Raw genomic sequence first — 18,145 nt, forward strand, 5'->3', positions numbered from 1 at the left:
CCCCCACCCCCGACAGCATCTCCGCCCCCGACCTCGCCTCGCTCGCGGGCCTGCTGGCCGACCGCACCCGCGCCTCCATCTGCCTGGCGCTGCTCGACGGACGCGCCTGGACCGCCACGGAGCTGGCGCAGCACGCCGGGGTCGCCCGTTCCACGGTCACGGGGCATCTGCATCGGCTCGTCGCGGGCGGGCTCCTGGAGGAGGCGCGGCAGGGCCGGCATCGCTATGTGCGCCTGTCGGGGCCAGCCACCGCGGAGATGATCGAGTCGCTCGCCTCGCATGCCCCGCTGCGCACGACTCCGGTACGTTCCCTGCGCGACGCCAACCGTCGCCGCGCCCTCGCCCACGCCCGCTCCTGCTACGACCACCTCGCCGGCGCGGTCGCCGTGGCGATCACCGACGCCATGACCGAACGGGCACTGCTCGCCTGGGACTATGGCCCGTCCCTCTCCGAGGACGGCAAGGCCTGGCTGCGGGACATGGGCATCGACGACCACCGCCCGCTCGGCTCCTGCCGCGCCCACATCCGCACCTGCCTGGACTGGACGGAACGCCGCCCGCATCTGGCCGGCGCGGTGGGCGCCGCACTGTTCCAGCGGGCGCTCGACGCCGGGTGGGTGACACGCCGCGGCACGACCCGCGTCGTCGAGCTGACCGACGCGGGCCGTGCCGTCTTCCGTAAGCAACTGGGGCTCGGCGACGAGGTGTTGAGCCCGCCTCAGGGCTGAGCCGGGAGCACTCAGACCATCAGAACGATCTTTCCCCGGGTCCGCCCCTCCTGGCTGAGCCGCCAGGCCTGCGCGGCCTCCGCCAGCGGCAGCGCCTTGTCCACATGGACGGTGAGCTTGCCGGCGTCCGCGAGCTGCGCGAGCGCCGTGAGGTCCTCGGCCGACGGACGCACCCACACGTAGTGGCCACCTGCCTCAAGGGCGCCCTGACCGTCCGTGATCGACGCGACCCGGCCCGGCCGCTTGAGCAGCGGCAGCGACTGCGCGACGGCACCCTCGCCCACGAAGTCGAGGGCGGCGTCGACGCCGTCGGGCGCCAACTCCCGTACGCGATCGGCGAGTCCGTCGCCGTACGTGACCGGCTCGGCACCCAGGTCCCGCAGATAGGCGTGGTTGCGCTCGCTCGCCGTGCCGATGACCTTGGCACCCAGCGCGACCGCGATCTGCACACCGATCGAGCCGACGCCGCCCGCTGCGGCATGGATCAGGACGGTCTCGCCCGCGTCCACCCCGAGCCGCTTGAGCGTCTGGTACGCGGTGAGCCCGGCCAGCGGCACCCCGGCCGCCTGCTCCCAGCTCAGCGCCGCGGGCTTCTTCGCGAGGGTGCGTACGGGCGCGGAGACCAGTTCCGCGTAGGTGCCGTTCTGCGCCCAGTCCTTGCGTACGTATCCGAAGACCTCGTCGCCGACGGCGAACTCCGTCGCGTCGAGGCCCACCTGCTCCACGACGCCGGCCACGTCCCAGCCGGAGATCAACGGGAAGCGGACCTCCATGATCGGGTCGAGGTAGCCGGCGGCGAGCTTCCAGTCGACCGGGTTGATCGCGGCCGCCTTCACCCGGATCAGCACCTCACCGGGTGCGACCTTGGGGTCCGGGAGGTCGACGAGGCGCAGGTCGTCGGGGGAACCGTACTTTTCGAGTGCAATGGCCTTCATGATGGTGGGCAACTCCATGGGAGAGCGGATCATTCCTGGACATGTCACCAGGCGGCGCACTGGGTAATCACCAGGCGCATCCCCGGGTGACGCCAAATTCGGATGCACAGGGCCGCGGCCGCACGTTTGGATGGGCACGGCCGCCGAGTCCAGCATCCGCACACTCGTGGCGCGCGGCCACTCGGCACGTGTTCCCCCTGGAGGTCGTCATCATCAAGCGCAGCATCGCCGCCGCCGGTCTGCTGAAGCCGCCCACCTATGCGCATGCGTCGATCGTCGAGGCCGGTACGCGGCTGGCCTTCCTGGCGGGCTCCGTTCCGCTGGACGCCGACGGCACGCTGGTCGGCGCGGGCGATCCGGTCCGCCAGACCGAGCAGGTGCTCGCCAATCTCGAGGCCCAACTGCGGGATATCGGCAGCGATCTCTCCCAGGTCCTCTACACGGATGTCTACGTGGTGAGCGGCGATCCGGCCGTGCTCGCGGACGTGTGGCGGGTGGTCGAGGCCTCGGGCCTGAGCACGGCCGAGGGCGGGCCCCACTCGTCGACACTGCTCGGGGTGGCGAGCCTCGGCTATCAGGGGCAGCTGGTCGAGATCACGGCGACGGCCGTGGTGCCCGAGTGACTCCGGTACCGCGTCCTGGTTCCCACGTGACTCCGGTGCTGCGCCGGGCCTCGGCAGCGGATGCCGAGGCCCTGGCCGATGTCTGGCTGCGGTCGTACGCGGCGGCGCTGCCGGATGTGCGCCGCGCGCATACGGACTCCGAGGTACGGGACTGGTTCCGCCATGTCGTCGTGGAGCGTCACGAGACCTGGCTGGCCGAGGCGGAGGACGGGTCCGTGGCGGGTCTCCTGGTCCTCGACGGCCCGGAGCTCGACCAGCTGTACCTGGCGCCCGAGTGGCGCGGCCAGGGTCTGGGCGACCGCCTCGTCACCCTCGCCAAGTCCCGCCGCCCGAGCGGCCTTTCACTGTGGACCTTCCGGGTCAACGCGCCCGCCTGCCGCTTCTACGCACGGCATGGCTTCGTGGAGGCGGAGCGGACGGACGGCTCACGCAACGAGGAGAAGGAGCCGGACGTCCGTATGACGTGGACACCGTGACGCGGTGGTGCGGTAGGGCGGGGCGGGCGGCCGACTCCCGCCCCGGGGCATGCTCGGCCGCCTACCGCAGCAGGAACCCCTCCGCGGCCCGCGCCCCCGCGTCACTGCGCCGCTGCACGGAGTGGCCCGCGCCTTCGATCACGGCCAGTTCGCCCGCCGGGGTCTTCGCGGCCAGGTCCTCGGCCCAGCGCAGGGGCGTGGACAGATCGCGGTCGCCCTGCAGCAGCAGCACCGGCATCGTCAGCTTGTTGTGCGGCGGGGCCGGGTTGGGCGTGGACGGGGGCCAGGCCAGACAGGTCTGCGGGATCCCCTGCTCACCGGCCGTCGACCGCTCGAAGGGCCAGGTGTACGCCGGCTTGATCCGCTGCACGGCCTTGCGCAGCGCCTGCTCTCGGCCCGCCATGGGGGCCGAGGCCCCGCCCCATGGGAAGCGGGTGTCGGCGCACAGCGTCGCCGCGTGCAGTCCTGAGCTGAACTCCTCCGGCGGTGTTCCGCTGGGGTCGTTGAAGCCGTCGATCAGACCGTTCAGGGCAGCGGTGTCGCCGCCAGCCGAGCGGTGGATGGCGTCCAGGATCTTGAAGTTCGGGTTGTTCAGCTTCGGGTCGATGATGCTGGCGACGACCAGCATGCCGAACACCTCCACCCCGTTGTCGTCCCGGCGCACCACCTGCGCCAGGTCCTTCGCCGGGTCGTATCCGCAGCTCTGCTCCTCGCACGCGGTGCGCAGCACGGCGCGGGCGTGGTGCAGCGAGTCCTCGTAGAGCGCACCGGCCCCGTCGCTCGGCACCACCGAGTCGAGAACGAGCCGTGTCGTGCGCTTCGGATGGGTGAGGCCGTACTGCGCCGCGGTGAACGTCCCGTACGAGACGCCGTCCAGGGTCATCGCCGGCACCTTCAGGGCCCGGCGCAGATCCTCGAAGTCGGCGACGGTGTCGGCCGTGCGGTAGAAGTTCCGTGTTCCGCCGAGGAGTTGGGCGCACTCCTCGACCGCGGTCCGGCTCGGCGGGGTGGTGTCGCTGCCGCCGACCTCCTTCTGCAGCGTCGGGCAGTCGATCGCCGTGCCGCCGGTACCGCGCTGGTCGATCATCACGAGCCGGTACTGCTTGACGACGTCCGGCAGCCTGGCTGCGAGCGACTTGTAGTACGTCACGCCCGGCTGCCCCGGGCCGCCGGTGAGGAGCAGCAGGACACCGCGCGGTGCGTCGGTGTTGTCCGCGGCCGCGACCTGCAGCTTCAGGGTGCCGGGCCGCTTGCCGCCGCGGTCGAGCGGCACCACGAGATCGGAGCAGGTGACGTCGGCGAGATCGGGGCAGGGCCGCGGGTCGACAAGGCGCGGACCGCCGCGCGCCGACCCCTCCGCGGACGGAGCGGCACCGGTACAGGCCGCGATGGTGATCAGCGCGGCCGTGAGCAGGCCGGCGCGTCGGGTGAGTGCCATGAGCGTCCCCCGGGAAGGCGAAGTGGTCAGGGTCCGCCATTGTGGAAGGCGTCCGGCTCCGCGGCGTTGGACATTCATGCTCACTTCACCCCCGCGCCCGGGTCTAGGCCCGCACCCGCGCGCACACCCACCCCCACCCCGAGCAACTCCCGTACAACACTGGGCGGTTCCCCGGTGTGCCGGCGCATCACCCGGGTCAGATGCGCCTGGTCGGCGAACTCGTAAGCGGCCGAAAGGGCGCGCAGCCCGCCCCGGCCGTCCTCGATGTCCTGCAGGACGGCCCGGATCCGCAGCTCGTTGCGGTACCAGGTCAGCGTCCGCCCCGTCACGCGCCGGAACACCCGGCTCAGATGGTGGGGCGAGGCCCCGACCTCGGCGGCCAGCTCGTCGAGCGATCCCGTCAGGGCCCCGGTGGCGAGCGCCGCGCAGACGTCGGCCACCAAGCGCTGATGCACCCGCCGCGCGGGCGGCGGCGGCGAGCCGTCATAGCCGCCGCACCCCGCGCTCGCCGCCACCTCGTCGAGCAACTGGTGCAGGCGCTCGGCGAGTTCGAACCCGTCGGTGCCCCGGCGCACCGCCGCCATCAGCGCCCGGTGCCGCAGATCGGTCGGACCCGTGATGACGAGCCTGCGCCGGCCGGCCGGCCCGTCGAAGCGCTCGGCGAAGGCCTCCGCGCTGAGATGGATCTCCGTCGACCTGTCGCCGGTGCCGAGCGGATGCGCGCTGAACACCTCGTCGCCGATGTGCGTGACATAGCCGGCGGTCGCGTCCATCCACGACTCCTCGCCCTGCTGCCGCCACCGGTACGCCCCGGACCTGGAGAGCACGACGCTGTGCCCGGTCTTGTATCCGGGCCCGATGAACCCTTTGTGGTCGGTGCAGCATTCGGTGTCGACCAGGTACACCCCGGGCAGCCGCAGCACGCACGCGCCGCGTCCGCCGCGCTCCCGCTCCGCCGCCGTCCACCCGCCGAACTCGCGTGAGCCCATGGGCTTCACCCCCCTGTGCCATGGTCCGCGCACGGGGCGGCACAGGCGAGGTGGCGCGCTGTCACATTCTGGCGGCAGCCGCCTTGATGGCCTCGCGGATACGGACGTACGTACCGCAGCGGCAGACGTTGGCGATCTCCGCGTCCGTGGGCGTCGAGGTGCGCCTGAGCAGCGCGACCGCCGCCATGATCTGCCCCGGCTGGCAGAAGCCGCACTGCGCGACGTCCTGTGCGAGCCACGCCTCCTGTACGGGATGGAGCCGGTCGCCGTCCGCGAGGCCCTCGATGGTGGTGACGGAACGGCCGGCCACCGAAGCGACGGGTGTGACACAGGGGTTGAAGGCCTCACCGTCCAGATGGCTCGTACAGGCTTTGCACACGTCGATCCCACAGCCGTACTTGGGGCCGCGGATGCCGAGCAGATCGCGCAGCACCCACAGCAGCGGCAGGTCGTCGGGGGCGTCGACCGTGACGGTCTCGCCGTTCACGGTGAAGGTCTGGTCCGGCACGGATCCAACTCCTCAGCGGGGAAAGGGTTCGAAGTCGACGGCGAAGTGGACCGGAAAGCTCCGCGGCCGCCGCCCCGTGGCCCGGGCGTACGCGTTGGCGATCGCGGCGACCGGCGCGGGCACGCCCAGCTCGCCGATGCCGCCGGGTTCGGCGTCGGGGCCGCCGTCGAGCACGTGCACCTTCGCCTCGTACGGGGAGTTGCGCTGGCGCGCGTAGTGGAACTGCGAGTAACTGCCCTCCAGGGGAAGGCCCTTGTCGAGGTGCAGCCCGGCCCGCAGGGTCGTGGCGATGGCGTCCGTGAGGCCGCCGAGCATCTGTGCCTCGATCCCGCGCGGGTTGACGGCCCGTCCCGCGTCCACCGCGATCACGGCCCGCATCACGCGCGGCGCTTTCGGGTCGGTGGCGTCGAGGTCGACGACGCAGGCGGTCCGTGACCTGTACTCCTCGTGGAAGCCGACGCCCTGCGCCCAGCCGGCGGGCAGCTCACGCCCCCAGCCGGCGGCTGCCTTGTCGAGCACCGCCCGCTGCGCGGCCGTCCTGAGCCGCGCCCGCCGGAAGGCCACGGGGTCCTGTCCGAGGCGCTCGGCGAGCTCGTCGACGAACATCTCCTCGGCCGCCCGCCCCGTCCCCGAGAAGACACCGCGCCACGACCCGGTGGGCAGCTGGAGCGGCACCTCGGTCAGCGTCTGCCGCGTGGCGCCCATGTCATACGGAGAGCGCACGGACAGCGCGAACATGGCCTGCGCGGTGGTCTCGCCGACCAGCGGAAGTCCGGTCAGGCCGGCGGTGATCGCGTCGCCGAACCCGTGCCGTACATCCATCGCGACCGAAGCCATCCGGTGCCGGAAGGACAGCAGCGCACCGCCCGCGTGGACCGCCCGGAGCTTGTGGTGCGTGGCCGGGCGCATCCGCCCGTGCCGCATGTCGTCGACGCGCGACCACATCAGCCGTACGGGACGGCGCACCGCCTTCGACACCTGGGCGGCCTCGATCGCCGCGTCGTGGAAGAGCCGCCGTCCGAAGGATCCGCCGGCCTGCACGACATGGAAGTCGACCAGGGCGTCCGGCAGCCCGATCGCGTCGGCCACGGCCTTGCGGGCGGCGATGGGCGACTGCGCGGGAGCCCAGACGGTGGCGTGTGCGGGGCGCACATCGGCGACGGCGCAGTTGGTCTCCAGGGGCGCGTGGCTGACGGGCGCGAAGTCGAACTCCGCGTCCACGTACCGGCCGAGCAGCGGCGGGAGCCCCTGCGCCACGGCGCCCCGCAGCTTCGCGCGCAGCGAGTCGTCGGAGAGCTCGTCGACGGGCCCCGGCCCCCACTCGACGTCGAGGGCCTCCTTGCCGGCGAGCGCCTGCCCGAAGGTCTCGGCGACCACGGCGACCCCGGTCGCGATGGCGGTGACGGCGAGCACCCCGGGCATGGTCTCGACGGCGGCGGCGTTACGGACCCGGCGTACGCTGCCGCGGATCGTGGGCGGCCGGCGCACCATCGCGGGCTTGGCGCCGGGGATGTCCAGGTCGAGCGTGTACTGCTGCCGCCCGGTGACCAGGGCTCTCGCGTCGATACGGGAGGTGGGGCTGCCGATGAGGCGGTGCTCGGCGCGTGGCTTGAGCGCCAGCGGCTGCTCGGCGAAACGGTCGCTGCTCGCCTCGCGCGCCAGCTCTCCGTAGGCGATGGACCGTCCATCGGCCAGGAGCGCCCGGCCGCCCCGTGTGGTCACCCGGTCCGGCTCGGTCCCCCACCGCAGCGCCGCCGCCCAGGCCAGCCGCTGCCGGGCGGCCGCGGCGGCGGTGCGGACCGGGCGGTAGAGGGAGCGGATGGAGTTGGAGCTGCCGGTGAGCTGGTTGAACAGCAGCTCGGGTCTGGCCTTGTCGAGATGGACACGGACCGTGTCGAGGGCCGTGTCCAGTTCCTCGGCGACCAGCATCGCCACCGCGGTCGTGAGTCCCTGCCCGACCTCTTCGCGCGGCAGCCAGAAGTCGACGGTGCCGTCCTCGGCGACCTTCAGGGTCAGCAGATGCGAGGTGGGCAGTGCGGCGAGGTTGAGCACATCGCCGAGGTCCGGCGGTTCCGGCAGCGGGACCGCGGCGGCGCCCGGCGTATCCAGCTGGACGGCGGCGACCGTGAGGGTGGGTGCGGCGACCAGGAAGGCGAGGAAGCGACGGCGGTCGACTCCGGTGTGCTCGGCGTTCTCCGTCACGGCGAGGCTCCAGGCGAGGGGGCGTCGCGTGCCGGACCGCACGCGGCGGTTGACAGACTGTCAGTAAGCGGGCCCGTACGGAATGCCACTGCCGTGGTATCGCCCGCCTCTGCACAACTTCCGCCCCACCGGGCCACAGCCCCCGGCGGCGCCCATTAAAGTCGGGGCATGACTTCCGATGCCTCCGGACTCTCCGAGAGCGGCAGCGTACGGGTCGACGCCTGGATCTGGTCCGTACGGCTGCTCAAGACCCGCTCCGCCGCGGCCGCGGCCTGCCGCGCGGGCCATGTCCGGGTGAACGGTGAGCGCGCCAAGCCCGCACAGCCCGTGAAGGCGGGCGACGAGGTGCGGGTGCGGGCCGAGCACCGCGAGCGCGTCCTGATCGTCAAGAAGATCATCCGTAAGCGCGTGGGCGCCCCGGTGGCCGTCGAGTGCTACCAGGACAACAGCCCGCCGCCCCCGCCCCGCGAGGCCGTCGCCCCGGCCGGCATCCGCGACCGCGGTGCGGGCCGCCCGACCAAGCGCGACCGCCGCGAAATGGAGCGCCTGCGCGGCTCCGGTCTGTGACCGCCACGCATGCCGCGGGCCCGGCCCACCGGACGTATCCGGGGGACCGGGCCGCGTGGGCCACCGGGCATCACACCCGGCGCCGCACCGCCTTGATGAGGCGCACCGTCTGATCCCGCTGCGCTCGCGCGACGAGGACCAGCGGCACGATCAGGATCAACGGTGTGTACCAGAACTCCCCGTCCAGGAAGGCGAGCGAGAAGCCGCACGCCCCGATCATCAGGCCGACGAAGGCGATCGAGGCGACACCGGACAGGACGGGGATCAACAGGGCGATTCCGCCGAGCAGTTCGAGTCCGCCGATGGCGTACATGAACCAGTCGCCGAACCCGATCCTGTCGAACACCTCGGTCGCCGACGCGTGCGCGGTCAGCTTCGGAAACGCACTGGCGACGGCGAAGAACAGCCCGAGCACGATCCGCAGCGTGTGCAGCGCGACGGTGGCGCTCCGGCTGCGCTGCACGGCGGCGGGGGTGGCGACGGTGGCGGACGCGGGAAGAGTGGCCTCGGACATGAGCTGCTCCTTGTGACGCGGGGGCGGGCGCTTGGTTGCGCTGTCACAGGGATAGACCGGGGGCGCGGCCCCAACTCATCGGTCCCGCGCCACTTTTCCCGTCAGACCAGTTCGCGCCCCTGCGTGCTGTCCACGTGCTCCGGCAGCTCCCCCTCGAACCGGTCCCCCGTCGACACCGTCCCCGACGGTTCGAACATCAGGATCGATCCGCCGGACGAGGACGGCTTGTGCTCGGTGCCGCGCGGCACCACGAACACATCTCCCTTGCGCAGAGCGACTGTTGACTCCACGCCGCCCGCATCGCGCAGCGCGATGTCGAAGCGGCCGTCGAGGACGAGGAAGAACTCGTCGGTGTGCTCGTGGACGTGCCAGACGTGCTCGCCTTCGGTGTGGGCGATCCGTACGTCGTAGTCGTTCATCCGCGCCACGATCCGCGGACTGTAGACGTCCTGGAACGACGCGAGCGCTTCGGTCAGATTCACGGGTGCGGCGGGCTTCGCCGGTCGGTTCTCCATGCGTCCAGCTTCGCGCCGCGACCCGTGCGGCGTCTTGTACGGAGCTGACGCGACGAGCGGTTCAGCGGGGGTCCCCGTGATCCGGTTCGTACGGCGGGACGTCAGGGCCGGGCTGATAGTGCGGCCCCTGCCGGATGTGCCGCAGCACCAGTGCCAGGTCCACCGTGATGACCAGCCACAGCACACCGCAGGCCACCGCCCAGCCCGTACGGCCCGCGAGAGCGAACGCGACCGTGCCGGCGATCGCCCACACCACGCCCCACAGGCTCAGCCAGAAGCGCATTCGCAGCGGACTGCGCGCGGTCACCGGCTCACTGCCTGTACGCATCGCGGCTCACCTCCCAGTGCGGCCTGCTCATTCCAGGATGCACCCGCCAAAGCCCGTTAGACACGCGAAAGATGCATGACCATAATCGTTAGTCATGGGAAAGACTTATGAACGCATAGACGGCCGCCTGCGCGGATTCATCGAGCAGCAGCAGATGTTCTTCACCGCCACGGCACCGCTGTCCGGCGACGGAACGGTCAACCTCTCCCCCAAGGGCCTCAAGGGCTCCTTCGCCGTACTCGACGAAGTCACCGTGGCGTACCTGGACTTCGCGGGCAGCAACGCGGAGACCGTCGCGCACCTGCGCGAGAACGGCCGCATCACCCTCATGTGGTGCGCCTTCCAGGGACCGCCGAGCATCGTCCGGGTGCACGGCCGTGGCGAGCCCGTCTTCCGCGACGACCCTCGTTTCGACGGACTCCTGGCCCACTTCCCCGATATCGACGTCACCGCGCACGGACTGCGCGCCATCATCGTCGTGACCGCCGACCTCGTCCGCGACACGTGCGGCTACGCGGTGCCGTTCATGGCGTACGAGGAGGACCGGGACCTGCACGGACAGTTCTTCGCGCGCAAGGACGACGAGGCGCTCAGCGAGTACTTCGCCCGCAAGGACGACATCGCCACCAGCATCGACGGCCTGCCCGGGCTGCCTCTCCCGCTGCCGCCCCGCAGCGCCTGAACAACCGCCCCTGCGGCCCGTGGCCGGGGCGTCGCGTTAATCGCTTGCCCGGCGGCGGCGTTCGTGGATGCAATGTCCGGCATGGTCACCCAGGTGCGCGCCGCGCGGCGAGACGAGTCCCCCGTACGGATCGGCGTCCTCGCCCCGCTGACCAGGCCCGGCTGGGCGGAGGCAGGTCACCATCTGCTCGCCGGAATGGAGTTGGCCGCCCGCGCGGCCAACGCGGGCGGCGGGATCGGCGGCCGTCCGCTCGAACTGGTCGTACGGGACACCGCCGCCGATCCGCAGCGCGCCGCGGCGGCCGTCGAGGAGCTGGCCGGCCTGGGTGTGGCCGCGCTGGCGGGCGAGTACCACAGCGTCGTCGCCCGTACCGCCGCCACCACGGCCGATGCGCTCGGTATGCCCTTCCTCTGCTCCTCGGCCGTCCTGGACGCCCTGACCGAGCGGCCGACGCCCTGGGTCGCCCGGATCGCCCCGGCGCAGTCCCTGGGCTGGCGTCTCTTCGCGGACCACCTGCTCGACGCGGGCCACCGCCGTATCGCCGTGGCAGCGCAGCCGAGCGTCTACTGGCAGACGGGCACCCGCATCCTGCGCGATCACCTCGCGCCGCACGGCGGCACCGTGATCGAGCTGGACACGCAGGAGCCCGGGGCCGTGTGCGACGCACTCGTCGAGCACGAGGCGACCGCGCTGCTGCTTCTGGTGGGCCACCCGGAGCCGGCCGTCCCGCTCGTACGCGCCGTGCGCGGCGACAAGCGCCTGGCCGAGGTGCTGATCGGCGCTCCGGCCGGCCAGCCGGAGTTCGCCGAGTGGGCGGAGCTGCTCGGCGAGGACGGGGCCGCGGTCCCGTTCCTGCGCTATCTGCCGGAGCGGATGACCGCGCTGGGCAGCCGAGTCGAGCTGTCCCTGCGCGAACAGCTGGGCACAGCACCCTCGTTCGTCGCCTTCGAGGCCTACGACACGATCGCGGTCCTCACCGAACTGCTCCGCCTGGGCGACGGGACCGTCGCGGCCGATGCCTGGCCGCGCGCCGACGTCGAAGGCACCCGTGGGCGCATCCGGTTCTCCCGTACGGCCGGCACCGGCGTCTGGCAGTGGGCTTGGCCGCCCGTCCAGGTCGTCGACCGGGATCCGGCGGCGCCCGGCCGCTTCCGGGTCCTGCGCAGCGCCCCCTGAGCCGCTATCCGGCCTCGTCGAAGCGCGCCGCCGCCAGGTACTGGGGCTGCGGATCGAGCGCCGCGGCGAGCCGGAAGTGCCGTTTGGCGGGGCCGGGGCGGCTCATCCGCTCGTAGGTGCGGGCCAGCGCGAAGTGCGCGAAGGCGTTGTCCGGCTCGCGCTCGAGGACGATGGAGAACTCCAGCTCCGCGGCGCGCAGTTGGGCCGCCGCGAAGAAGGAACGGGCGCGCAGCAGCCGGGCCGCCGTGTGTTCGGGGTGCGCCTCGATCACCGCGTCGAGCAGCTTGATCGCACCGCGCGGATCGCGTGCGTCGAGCAGCTGCTCGGCGGCACGGAAGTCGATGACGTCCGTCTCCGGGGTCCGCCCACGTCCATGGTCCTGAGGCACGCCTCTCACCCTTCCGCTTGCCGATCACCTTCAACGCCCGTCGCTCCAGCGCTATTCCATACGCGGTTCCGCACGCCGTTCCTCACAGCCTGCCGGAGTCCTAAGGCTGCCCCGGCACCCCGCGCCCCATACGCGATGCGGCTCAGCCCAGCGTGAGGGCGAGCACCGCGCCGAGGACCACGAGGGCCGCGCCCGCCCCGATGAACGTCTGGTCCAGGCGTACCCGCTCGCTGCCGATGAGCACGGTGTCGCGCGGATCGGCGGGGTCGTAGGCGAGCCGGACCTCCGTGCCCGCCGACAGCGGCCGACGCCTGTTGGGCGGCACCGGCGAGGGCAGCTCCATGACGCGTCCGTCGAGCGTCTCGAACTGGAGGAGCGGCCGGTCCGCGCCCTGCGGCGGCGGCTTGACCAGGGCGGTCACGGCTTCGCCCGCGGCGGATATGCGCCGGGTCTGCCGGAGTCCGTAGGCGCCCGCGAGCAGCGCCACCAGACCGCCGAACGAGGTGAGCGCGGCGAACAGGACCACGACCACGTCTGCTCCTGTCAGCCTCGCGCCGCGCGGGTCCGCAGCTCGTCCCAGACCGCGCGGACCTGGGGCTCGAGGGCCTCGAGCGGCCCGTCGTTGTTGATCACCAGGTCGGCGATCTCGAGGCGTTTCTCACGGGTGGCCTGCGCGGCCATCCGCGCCCGTGCGTCGTCCTCGGTCATGCCCCGCAGCCGTACGAGACGGTCCAGCTGGGTTTCGGGCGAGGCGTCCACGACGATCACCAGGTCGTAGAGCGGTGCGAGGGAGTTCTCGGCGAGCAGCGGTACGTCGTGGACGACCACCGCGTCCTCGGCCGCCGCCCGCTCCAGCTCGGCCGAGCGGGCGCCGACCAGCGGGTGCACGATCTTGTTGAGCTGCGCGAGCCGCTCGGGGTCGGCGAAGACGACGGAGCCGAGCCGGGGCCGGTCCAGCGTCCCGTCCGGCGCGAGGATCTCCTCGCCGAACGCCTCGACCACGGCGGCGAGCCCGGGAGTTCCGGGCGCGACCACCTCACGGGCGATCCGATCGGCGTCCACGATCACGGCCCCGTACGAGTCGAGCAGCCGTGACACCGCACTCTTGCCGGCACCGATCCCGCCGGTCAGACCCACCTTCAGCATGAGCGGAAGCTTAGGCCCTGCGTTCACTGCGTGCCCAGGGCCCCTCGGGACGCATACGGAACCCCTACTCGTCCCGTCCCGGTCGGCTGCCTGTCTTCGTCCGGACGGCTACTTGTCCCCGTCCCGGTCCGCCAGGAACTGCTCCAGCTCGCGCCCGATCTCGTCCGCGGACGGGATCTCCACGGGCTCGGCGAGCATGTTGCCGCGGGTCTCCGCGCCTGCCGCCGCGTCGTACTGGTGCTCAAGACCCTGGACCATGGAGACGAGCTCCTCGTCGCCCTCCTGGATCTGGCGCTCGATCTCGTTCTGCGTGCGGTGCGCCTGGGTGCGCAGGGCGTGCGCGATGGCGGGCAGCACAAGGCCCGTTGCCGAAGTGATCGACTCCAGGACCGTCAGCGCGGCATCGGGGTACGCGGACCGCGCGATGTAGTGGGGCACGTGGGCGGCGACACCGAGCACGTCGTATCCGGCCTGGATCAGCCGGTACTCGACGAGCGCCGCCGCGCTCCCCGGCACCTGCGCCTCGTCGAACGGGCTGCGGTGCCCGGGCATCAGGTCGGTGCGGTTGCCGTGCGGGGTCAGACCCACGGGGCGGGTGTGCGGGACGCCCATCGGGATGCCGTGGAAGTTCACCGCGAGCCGTACGCCGAGCCGCTCGACGACCTCGCCGACGGCCTGCGCGAACAGCTCCCACTCGACGTCCGGCTCGGGTCCGGACAGCACGAGGAACGGCGCACCGGTGGCGTCCTGGAGCAGCCGCACCTCGATGGCCGGCTCCTCGTAGTCCACCCACTGGTCGCGCTGGAAGGTGAGCAGCGGACGGCGGGCCCGGTAGTCCACGAGCCGGTCGTGGTCGAAGCGCGCCACGACCTGGCCGGGCAGTGCCTCGAAGAGTTCGTCGACGATCTGCTCGCCGGTCTCGCCCGCGTCGATGTAGCCGTCGAAGTGGTAGAGCATCACAAGTCCGGCCGAGTCCTGCGCCAGCGCCATGTCGGCCACGGCGAGACCCTTGGGATCCCATTCGTACAAACTCTGCGCGTCAACCACAGTGACCGTTCCTCCTCGTGTTCGTACGCAAGAACGCCCAGGACCGGCACGGCATTCCCGTTCGGGAAACGGTCAGTTGCCCCGTAAGGCCATACATGCCCAGCCCGCAACGCATCGAGACCCCGCCTCCCTTTCGGGAAGCGGGGTCTCGATGTGTCGTTCAACTACCGCCTAGGCGGCTGCGATCAGCTCTGGCCGCCGGCCAGCTTCTCGCGGAGCGCGGCAAGCGCCTCGTCCGAGGCGAGCGCACCGGAGTTGTCCGCACCCTCGGAGGAGTACGAACCGCCGCCGCCGCCACCCTGGCCACCGGCGGCCGGAGCCGCGCCGGCCGGAGCCGCCGCACCCTCGGCCTCGGCCTGGGCGTCGGCCTCGCGGGACTTGATGACCTGAGCCTGGTGCTGCTCGAAGCGCGTCTGCGCCTCGGCGTACTGGGTCTCCCAGGCCTCGCGCTGGGTCTCGAAGCCCTCGAGCCAGTCGTTGGTCTCGGGGTCGAAGCCCTCGGGGTAGATGTAGTTGCCCTGGTCGTCGTACGACGCGGCCATGCCGTACAGGGTCGGGTCGAACTCGACCGACGCCGGGTCGGCACCGAAGGACTCGTTGGCCTGCTTGAGGCTCAGCGAGATCCGGCGACGCTCGAGGTCGATGTCGATGACCTTGACGAAGATCTCGTCGTTGACCTGGACGACCTGCTCCGGGATCTCCACGTGGCGCTCGGCCAGCTCGGAGATGTGGACCAGACCCTCGATGCCCTCGTCGACGCGCACGAACGCACCGAAGGGAACGAGCTTGGTGACCTTACCGGGAACAACCTGCCCGATCTGGTGCGTGCGGGCGAACTGCTGCCACGGGTCTTCCTGCGTCGCCTTGAGCGACAGGGAGACGCGCTCGCGGTCCATGTCGACGTCGAGGACCTCGACGGTGACTTCCTGGCCGACCTCGACAACCTCGGAGGGGTGGTCGATGTGCTTCCAGGAGAGCTCGGAGACGTGGACGAGACCGTCGACGCCACCCAGGTCCACGAACGCACCGAAGTTGACGATCGAGGAGACGACGCCGGAGCGGACCTGACCCTTCTGCAGGGTGGTGAGGAACGTCTGGCGCACCTCGGACTGGGTCTGCTCGAGCCAGGCGCGGCGGGACAGGACCACGTTGTTGCGGTTCTTGTCCAGCTCGATGATCTTCGCCTCGAGCTCCTTGCCCACGTAGGGCTGAAGGTCGCGGACGCGGCGCATCTCGACGAGGGAGGCCGGCAGGAAGCCACGGAGGCCGATGTCGAGGATGAGACCACCCTTGACGACCTCGATGACGGTACCGGTGACGATGCCGTCCTCTTCCTTGATCTTCTCGATGGTGCCCCACGCGCGCTCGTACTGCGCACGCTTCTTCGAGAGGATCAGGCGGCCTTCCTTGTCCTCCTTCTGGAGAACAAGGGCTTCGATCTCGTCACCGACGGCGACGACCTCATTGGGGTCGACGTCGTGCTTGATCGAGAGCTCGCGGCTCGGGATGACACCTTCGGTCTTGTAACCGATGTCGAGGAGAACCTCGTCCCGGTCAACCTTGACGATGACGCCGTCGACGATGTCGCCATCGTTGAAGTACTTGATCGTCTCGTCGATGGCGGCGAGGAAAGCTTCCTCGTTACCGATGTCGTTGACCGCAACCTGCGGCGTGGTGGCGGTGGTCTCGGTGCTGCTCGTCATGTGGGAAAGGGCTCCGGTACGGGCATGGAAGTCGTAGGTACTGCTACGCCGGGAGCCCGTTTCGCTCTGCAGAAGCCGGACAGCCTAGGAAGCGCCCATCCGGAACGGCTGTAGTGATTCACAACCGCCGAGGCGCCTCGACAACCGAGGGGACATACAACAGACGCGAGCGCAGCCTGCTCTGTCCGAGGCACGCAGGCTCGCAGCGCAACTTGTAGCATACGGGGGCTGCCGGGCAGGGTCAATGCGCGAAGGCGCACACCCGGGGCGGATCGCCGCATACCCGGCACAAGAACTGTCGCACGAGGCCACCGGGGCAGCTCTGGCCCCGATGGCCCGCACCTTACGACGCGGGAGCCCACCATCCAAGAGTCAGCAGCAGACGCTTCCGTATACGACTCCGCAGACGACACGGTGGCCACCCGACGGGACGCCGGCATCGCCGAGAGCAGCCGTGCCAGCCGCGGCTGGTGGGACCGGAACGCGGACGAGTACCAGAGCGATCACGGCGCCTTCCTCGGGGACGACCGCTTCGTGTGGGGTCCCGAGGGCCTCGACGAGGCGGAGGCCCGGCTGCTCGGTCCCGCCGAGGCGCTGAAGGGGGCCGCGGTCCTGGAGCTCGGCGCGGGCGCCGCACAGTGCTCGCGCTGGCTGGCCGCCCAGGGCGCCCACCCGGTGGCCCTCGACCTCTCGCACCGCCAGCTGCAGCACGCGCTGCGCATCGGCGCCGAGGGTGTGGGCCTGGTGGAGGCGGACGCGGGCGCGCTGCCGTTCGCGGACGGCTCCTTCGACCTCGCGTGCTCGGCGTACGGCGCGCTCCCCTTTGTCGCGGACCCCGTCCTCGTGCTGCGCGAGGTGCGCCGGGTGCTGCGCCCGGGCGGCCGTTTCGTGTTCTCCGTCACGCACCCCATCCGGTGGGCGTTCCCGGACGAGCCCGGTCCCGAGGGGCTCTCGGTCTCGGGCTCGTACTTCGACCGCACGCCCTATGTGGAACAGGACGAGCGCGGTCACGCGGTGTACGTCGAGCACCACCGGACGGTGGGCGATCGCGTACGGGACGTGGTCGCGGGCGGTTTCCGGCTCGTGAACCTGGTCGAGCCGGAGTGGCCGGACTGGAACACCCAGGAGTGGGGCGGCTGGTCCCCACTGCGCGGCTCACTGCTTCCTGGCACGGCGATCTTCGTCTGCGATCGCGACTGAGTCCTTGGGGGACTTGTCCGTACGGCGGGCGAGGTCCAAGGCGTACTCGGGCCACCACTCCCCCGCCGGCGGCGCTCCCCTGCAGGCCCCGTCGGAGTCACCGGGGTGCTTGATCCACAGGAACGCGTCGATACGGGGATGGCCGGTCGCGGTCGTCGGAGTCCGGCCGAGCGTGCGGCCCGGCGGGTTGCACCAGGGTTCGTTCATGCCTGGCGGCGGCGGTCCGCTGCCGTTGCGGCTCGTGTCCATCACGAAGTGCTTGCCGCCGAGGAGTTCACCGAGCGTCTCTCCGTACGTGATGACCTCGGCGTCGGCGCGGAAGTTGGACACGTTGAGCGCGAAGCCGTCGGCGTCGGCCACTCCGGAGCGCATCAGCGCCGGGACCATCCGCCAGGGGTTGGGCACCCAGGCCGGGTGGCCGGCGTCCAGATAGACCTTTGTACGGGGCTGGCGCTTCAGCCGGTCGATCGCCTTGTCGAGCAGGTCGAAGCGCTCGTCGTGGAAGCGGGCCGGGGTGCAGCCGTCGAGCAGGTGCGGGACGGCGTCGGGTTCGAGGACGACGAGGGCCGGGGCCTGGCCGACGGCGTCGGCGAAGCGGTCGATCCAGCGCAGATACGCCGGCCCGCTCTCGGCTCCGCCCGCGGAGTACCGACCGCAGTCGCGGTGCGGGATGCGGTAGGCGACGAGCAGGACGGTGCGGCCCTTCGCCTGCCGGACCGCGCGCTCGATGCCGAAGGTGGGGTCGGCGTCGGCGAGCCAGGTGGGGGTGGGCTGGTCGGCGATCCGGCGCATGACGCGCGCGTCTTCCGTCCGCCCGGCTTCCTGCCAAGTCTCCGCCTGACGGGCGGCGTCGCTGTTCGGGTCCACCCAGAAGGGGTGGGGGTCTGGTTCCGCGGGCACGGCTTCGGCTGCGGTCGCGGTGAGCAGCGCCGCGAGCAGGGCGGCGGCAAGGGTGCGCTGAGGCATGCGTTTCTTTCCCC

Annotated in this window: 21 protein-coding genes; 7 read left to right on the forward strand and 14 right to left on the reverse strand. The window is 71.5% G+C overall.

All coding sequences use genetic code 11. The features are described from left to right. Nucleotides 1–17: 17 nt before the first annotated feature. Nucleotides 18–728: an ArsR/SmtB family transcription factor gene (locus G6045_RS29410; RefSeq protein WP_165335195.1), complete on the forward strand. Its 711-nt coding sequence runs from the start codon at nt 18–20 to the stop codon at nt 726–728. 11 nt (nt 729–739) lie between these two features. On the opposite strand, the gene G6045_RS29415 is transcribed toward G6045_RS29410, so the two are convergent. Next, a complete protein-coding gene (locus G6045_RS29415; RefSeq protein WP_165335178.1) occupies nt 740–1,663 on the reverse strand; it encodes an NADP-dependent oxidoreductase in 924 nt (307 codons plus the stop codon). A gap of 188 nt (nt 1,664–1,851) precedes the next feature. Here G6045_RS29415 and G6045_RS29420 point away from each other — a divergent pair, with 188 nt between their 5' ends. Continuing rightward, nucleotides 1,852–2,286, forward strand: coding sequence for a RidA family protein (locus G6045_RS29420; protein ID WP_408056378.1), 435 nt, complete (start codon nt 1,852–1,854; stop codon nt 2,284–2,286). A gap of 26 nt (nt 2,287–2,312) precedes the next feature. Continuing rightward, nucleotides 2,313–2,762 carry a GNAT family N-acetyltransferase gene (locus G6045_RS29425; protein ID WP_165335179.1) on the forward strand — a complete coding sequence of 150 codons (450 nt, stop codon included), beginning with the start codon at nt 2,313–2,315 and terminating at the stop codon, nt 2,760–2,762. Between the two features lie 61 nt (nt 2,763–2,823). On the opposite strand, the gene G6045_RS29430 is transcribed toward G6045_RS29425, so the two are convergent. The 4 genes from G6045_RS29430 to G6045_RS29445 all read right to left on the reverse strand — a co-directional run bounded on the left by G6045_RS29430 (nt 2,824) and on the right by G6045_RS29445 (nt 7,899). Further along, nucleotides 2,824–4,200 (reverse strand): alpha/beta hydrolase, encoded by a 1,377-nt coding sequence (locus tag G6045_RS29430; protein ID WP_165335180.1) that lies wholly within the window; start codon nt 4,198–4,200, stop codon nt 2,824–2,826. An 80-nt stretch (nt 4,201–4,280) separates the two neighbouring features. Beyond that, the gene (locus G6045_RS29435) at nt 4,281–5,189 is read right to left on the reverse strand and encodes a helix-turn-helix domain-containing protein (protein WP_165335181.1); all 909 of its coding nucleotides are present in this window, start codon (nt 5,187–5,189) and stop codon (nt 4,281–4,283) included. A gap of 61 nt (nt 5,190–5,250) precedes the next feature. Beyond that, nucleotides 5,251–5,697: a (2Fe-2S)-binding protein gene (locus G6045_RS29440; RefSeq protein WP_165335182.1), complete on the reverse strand. Its 447-nt coding sequence runs from the start codon at nt 5,695–5,697 to the stop codon at nt 5,251–5,253. Between the two features lie 12 nt (nt 5,698–5,709). Next, nucleotides 5,710–7,899 (reverse strand): xanthine dehydrogenase family protein molybdopterin-binding subunit, encoded by a 2,190-nt coding sequence (locus tag G6045_RS29445; protein ID WP_165335183.1) that lies wholly within the window; start codon nt 7,897–7,899, stop codon nt 5,710–5,712. Nucleotides 7,900–8,067: 168 nt separating this feature from the next. Between G6045_RS29445 and G6045_RS29450 the strand changes: the two genes are divergently transcribed. Then, entirely contained in the window at nt 8,068–8,466 is a 399-nt protein-coding gene (locus G6045_RS29450; protein WP_165335184.1) for an RNA-binding S4 domain-containing protein, read from the forward strand. Nucleotides 8,467–8,536: 70 nt separating this feature from the next. On the opposite strand, the gene G6045_RS29455 is transcribed toward G6045_RS29450, so the two are convergent. The 3 genes from G6045_RS29455 to G6045_RS29465 form a co-directional block, all read right to left on the reverse strand. Next, complete coding sequence (locus G6045_RS29455; protein ID WP_165335185.1) at nt 8,537–8,980, reverse strand: DoxX family protein; 444 nt, start codon at nt 8,978–8,980, stop codon at nt 8,537–8,539. A 101-nt stretch (nt 8,981–9,081) separates the two neighbouring features. Then, the gene (locus tag G6045_RS29460; RefSeq protein ID WP_165335186.1) at nt 9,082–9,495 is read right to left on the reverse strand and encodes a cupin domain-containing protein; all 414 of its coding nucleotides are present in this window, start codon (nt 9,493–9,495) and stop codon (nt 9,082–9,084) included. Between the two features lie 61 nt (nt 9,496–9,556). Beyond that, complete coding sequence (locus tag G6045_RS29465) at nt 9,557–9,823, reverse strand: DUF6343 family protein (RefSeq protein WP_165335187.1); 267 nt, start codon at nt 9,821–9,823, stop codon at nt 9,557–9,559. 94 nt (nt 9,824–9,917) lie between these two features. Here G6045_RS29465 and G6045_RS29470 point away from each other — a divergent pair, with 94 nt between their 5' ends. Together G6045_RS29470 and G6045_RS29475 are read left to right on the forward strand one after the other, a co-directional pair. Further along, a complete protein-coding gene (locus G6045_RS29470; protein ID WP_165335188.1) occupies nt 9,918–10,505 on the forward strand; it encodes a pyridoxamine 5'-phosphate oxidase family protein in 588 nt (195 codons plus the stop codon). Between the two features lie 72 nt (nt 10,506–10,577). Next, complete coding sequence (locus tag G6045_RS29475; RefSeq protein WP_165335197.1) at nt 10,578–11,681, forward strand: ABC transporter substrate-binding protein; 1,104 nt, start codon at nt 10,578–10,580, stop codon at nt 11,679–11,681. Between the two features lie 4 nt (nt 11,682–11,685). On the opposite strand, the gene G6045_RS29480 is transcribed toward G6045_RS29475, so the two are convergent. The 5 genes from G6045_RS29480 to rpsA form a co-directional block, all read right to left on the reverse strand. Beyond that, a complete protein-coding gene (locus G6045_RS29480) occupies nt 11,686–12,069 on the reverse strand; it encodes a tetratricopeptide repeat protein (RefSeq protein ID WP_165335189.1) in 384 nt (127 codons plus the stop codon). A gap of 142 nt (nt 12,070–12,211) precedes the next feature. Further along, nucleotides 12,212–12,601, reverse strand: coding sequence for a DUF3592 domain-containing protein (locus G6045_RS29485; protein ID WP_165335190.1), 390 nt, complete (start codon nt 12,599–12,601; stop codon nt 12,212–12,214). An 11-nt stretch (nt 12,602–12,612) separates the two neighbouring features. Beyond that, the gene (coaE, locus tag G6045_RS29490) at nt 12,613–13,215 is read right to left on the reverse strand and encodes a dephospho-CoA kinase (protein WP_165335191.1); all 603 of its coding nucleotides are present in this window, start codon (nt 13,213–13,215) and stop codon (nt 12,613–12,615) included. Between the two features lie 108 nt (nt 13,216–13,323). Then, nucleotides 13,324–14,262, reverse strand: a complete 939-nt coding sequence (locus G6045_RS29495; RefSeq protein WP_165335192.1) for a PAC2 family protein — start codon at nt 14,260–14,262, stop codon at nt 13,324–13,326. A 185-nt stretch (nt 14,263–14,447) separates the two neighbouring features. Then, on the reverse strand, nt 14,448–15,965 hold the full coding sequence (gene rpsA, locus G6045_RS29500) for a 30S ribosomal protein S1 (protein ID WP_165335193.1): 1,518 nt from the start codon (nt 15,963–15,965) through the stop codon (nt 14,448–14,450). 363 nt (nt 15,966–16,328) lie between these two features. Here rpsA and G6045_RS29505 point away from each other — a divergent pair, with 363 nt between their 5' ends. Further along, entirely contained in the window at nt 16,329–17,165 is an 837-nt protein-coding gene (locus tag G6045_RS29505; protein ID WP_328707942.1) for a class I SAM-dependent methyltransferase, read from the forward strand. On the opposite strand, the gene G6045_RS29510 is transcribed toward G6045_RS29505, so the two are convergent. Next, the gene (locus G6045_RS29510) at nt 17,121–18,131 is read right to left on the reverse strand and encodes a glycoside hydrolase family 6 protein (RefSeq protein WP_165335194.1); all 1,011 of its coding nucleotides are present in this window, start codon (nt 18,129–18,131) and stop codon (nt 17,121–17,123) included. The genes G6045_RS29505 and G6045_RS29510 overlap by 45 nt on opposite strands. Between the last annotated feature and the right edge of the window lie 14 nt (nt 18,132–18,145).

It is taken from the genome of Streptomyces mesophilus (genome assembly GCF_011044995.1).
Classification (GTDB): domain Bacteria; phylum Actinomycetota; class Actinomycetes; order Streptomycetales; family Streptomycetaceae; genus Streptomyces; species Streptomyces mesophilus.

What these genes read in the sequence shown, in the direction of transcription:
- G6045_RS29435 (WP_165335181.1), bottom strand. Translation starts at nt 5,189, where the DNA reads ATGGGCTCACGCGAGTTCGGCGGGTGGACGGCGGCGGAGCGGGAGCGC.
- G6045_RS29510 (WP_165335194.1), bottom strand. Translation starts at nt 18,131, where the DNA reads ATGCCTCAGCGCACCCTTGCCGCCGCCCTGCTCGCGGCGCTGCTCACC.
- coaE (WP_165335191.1), bottom strand. Translation starts at nt 13,215, where the DNA reads ATGCTGAAGGTGGGTCTGACCGGCGGGATCGGTGCCGGCAAGAGTGCG.
- G6045_RS29465 (WP_165335187.1), bottom strand. Translation starts at nt 9,823, where the DNA reads ATGCGTACAGGCAGTGAGCCGGTGACCGCGCGCAGTCCGCTGCGAATG.
- G6045_RS29475 (WP_165335197.1), top strand. Translation starts at nt 10,578, where the DNA reads ATGTCCGGCATGGTCACCCAGGTGCGCGCCGCGCGGCGAGACGAGTCC.
- G6045_RS29415 (WP_165335178.1), bottom strand. Translation starts at nt 1,663, where the DNA reads ATGAAGGCCATTGCACTCGAAAAGTACGGTTCCCCCGACGACCTGCGC.
- G6045_RS29450 (WP_165335184.1), top strand. Translation starts at nt 8,068, where the DNA reads ATGACTTCCGATGCCTCCGGACTCTCCGAGAGCGGCAGCGTACGGGTC.
- rpsA (WP_165335193.1), bottom strand. Translation starts at nt 15,965, where the DNA reads ATGACGAGCAGCACCGAGACCACCGCCACCACGCCGCAGGTTGCGGTC.
- G6045_RS29455 (WP_165335185.1), bottom strand. Translation starts at nt 8,980, where the DNA reads ATGTCCGAGGCCACTCTTCCCGCGTCCGCCACCGTCGCCACCCCCGCC.
- G6045_RS29430 (WP_165335180.1), bottom strand. Translation starts at nt 4,200, where the DNA reads ATGGCACTCACCCGACGCGCCGGCCTGCTCACGGCCGCGCTGATCACC.
- G6045_RS29470 (WP_165335188.1), top strand. Translation starts at nt 9,918, where the DNA reads ATGGGAAAGACTTATGAACGCATAGACGGCCGCCTGCGCGGATTCATC.
- G6045_RS29460 (WP_165335186.1), bottom strand. Translation starts at nt 9,495, where the DNA reads ATGGAGAACCGACCGGCGAAGCCCGCCGCACCCGTGAATCTGACCGAA.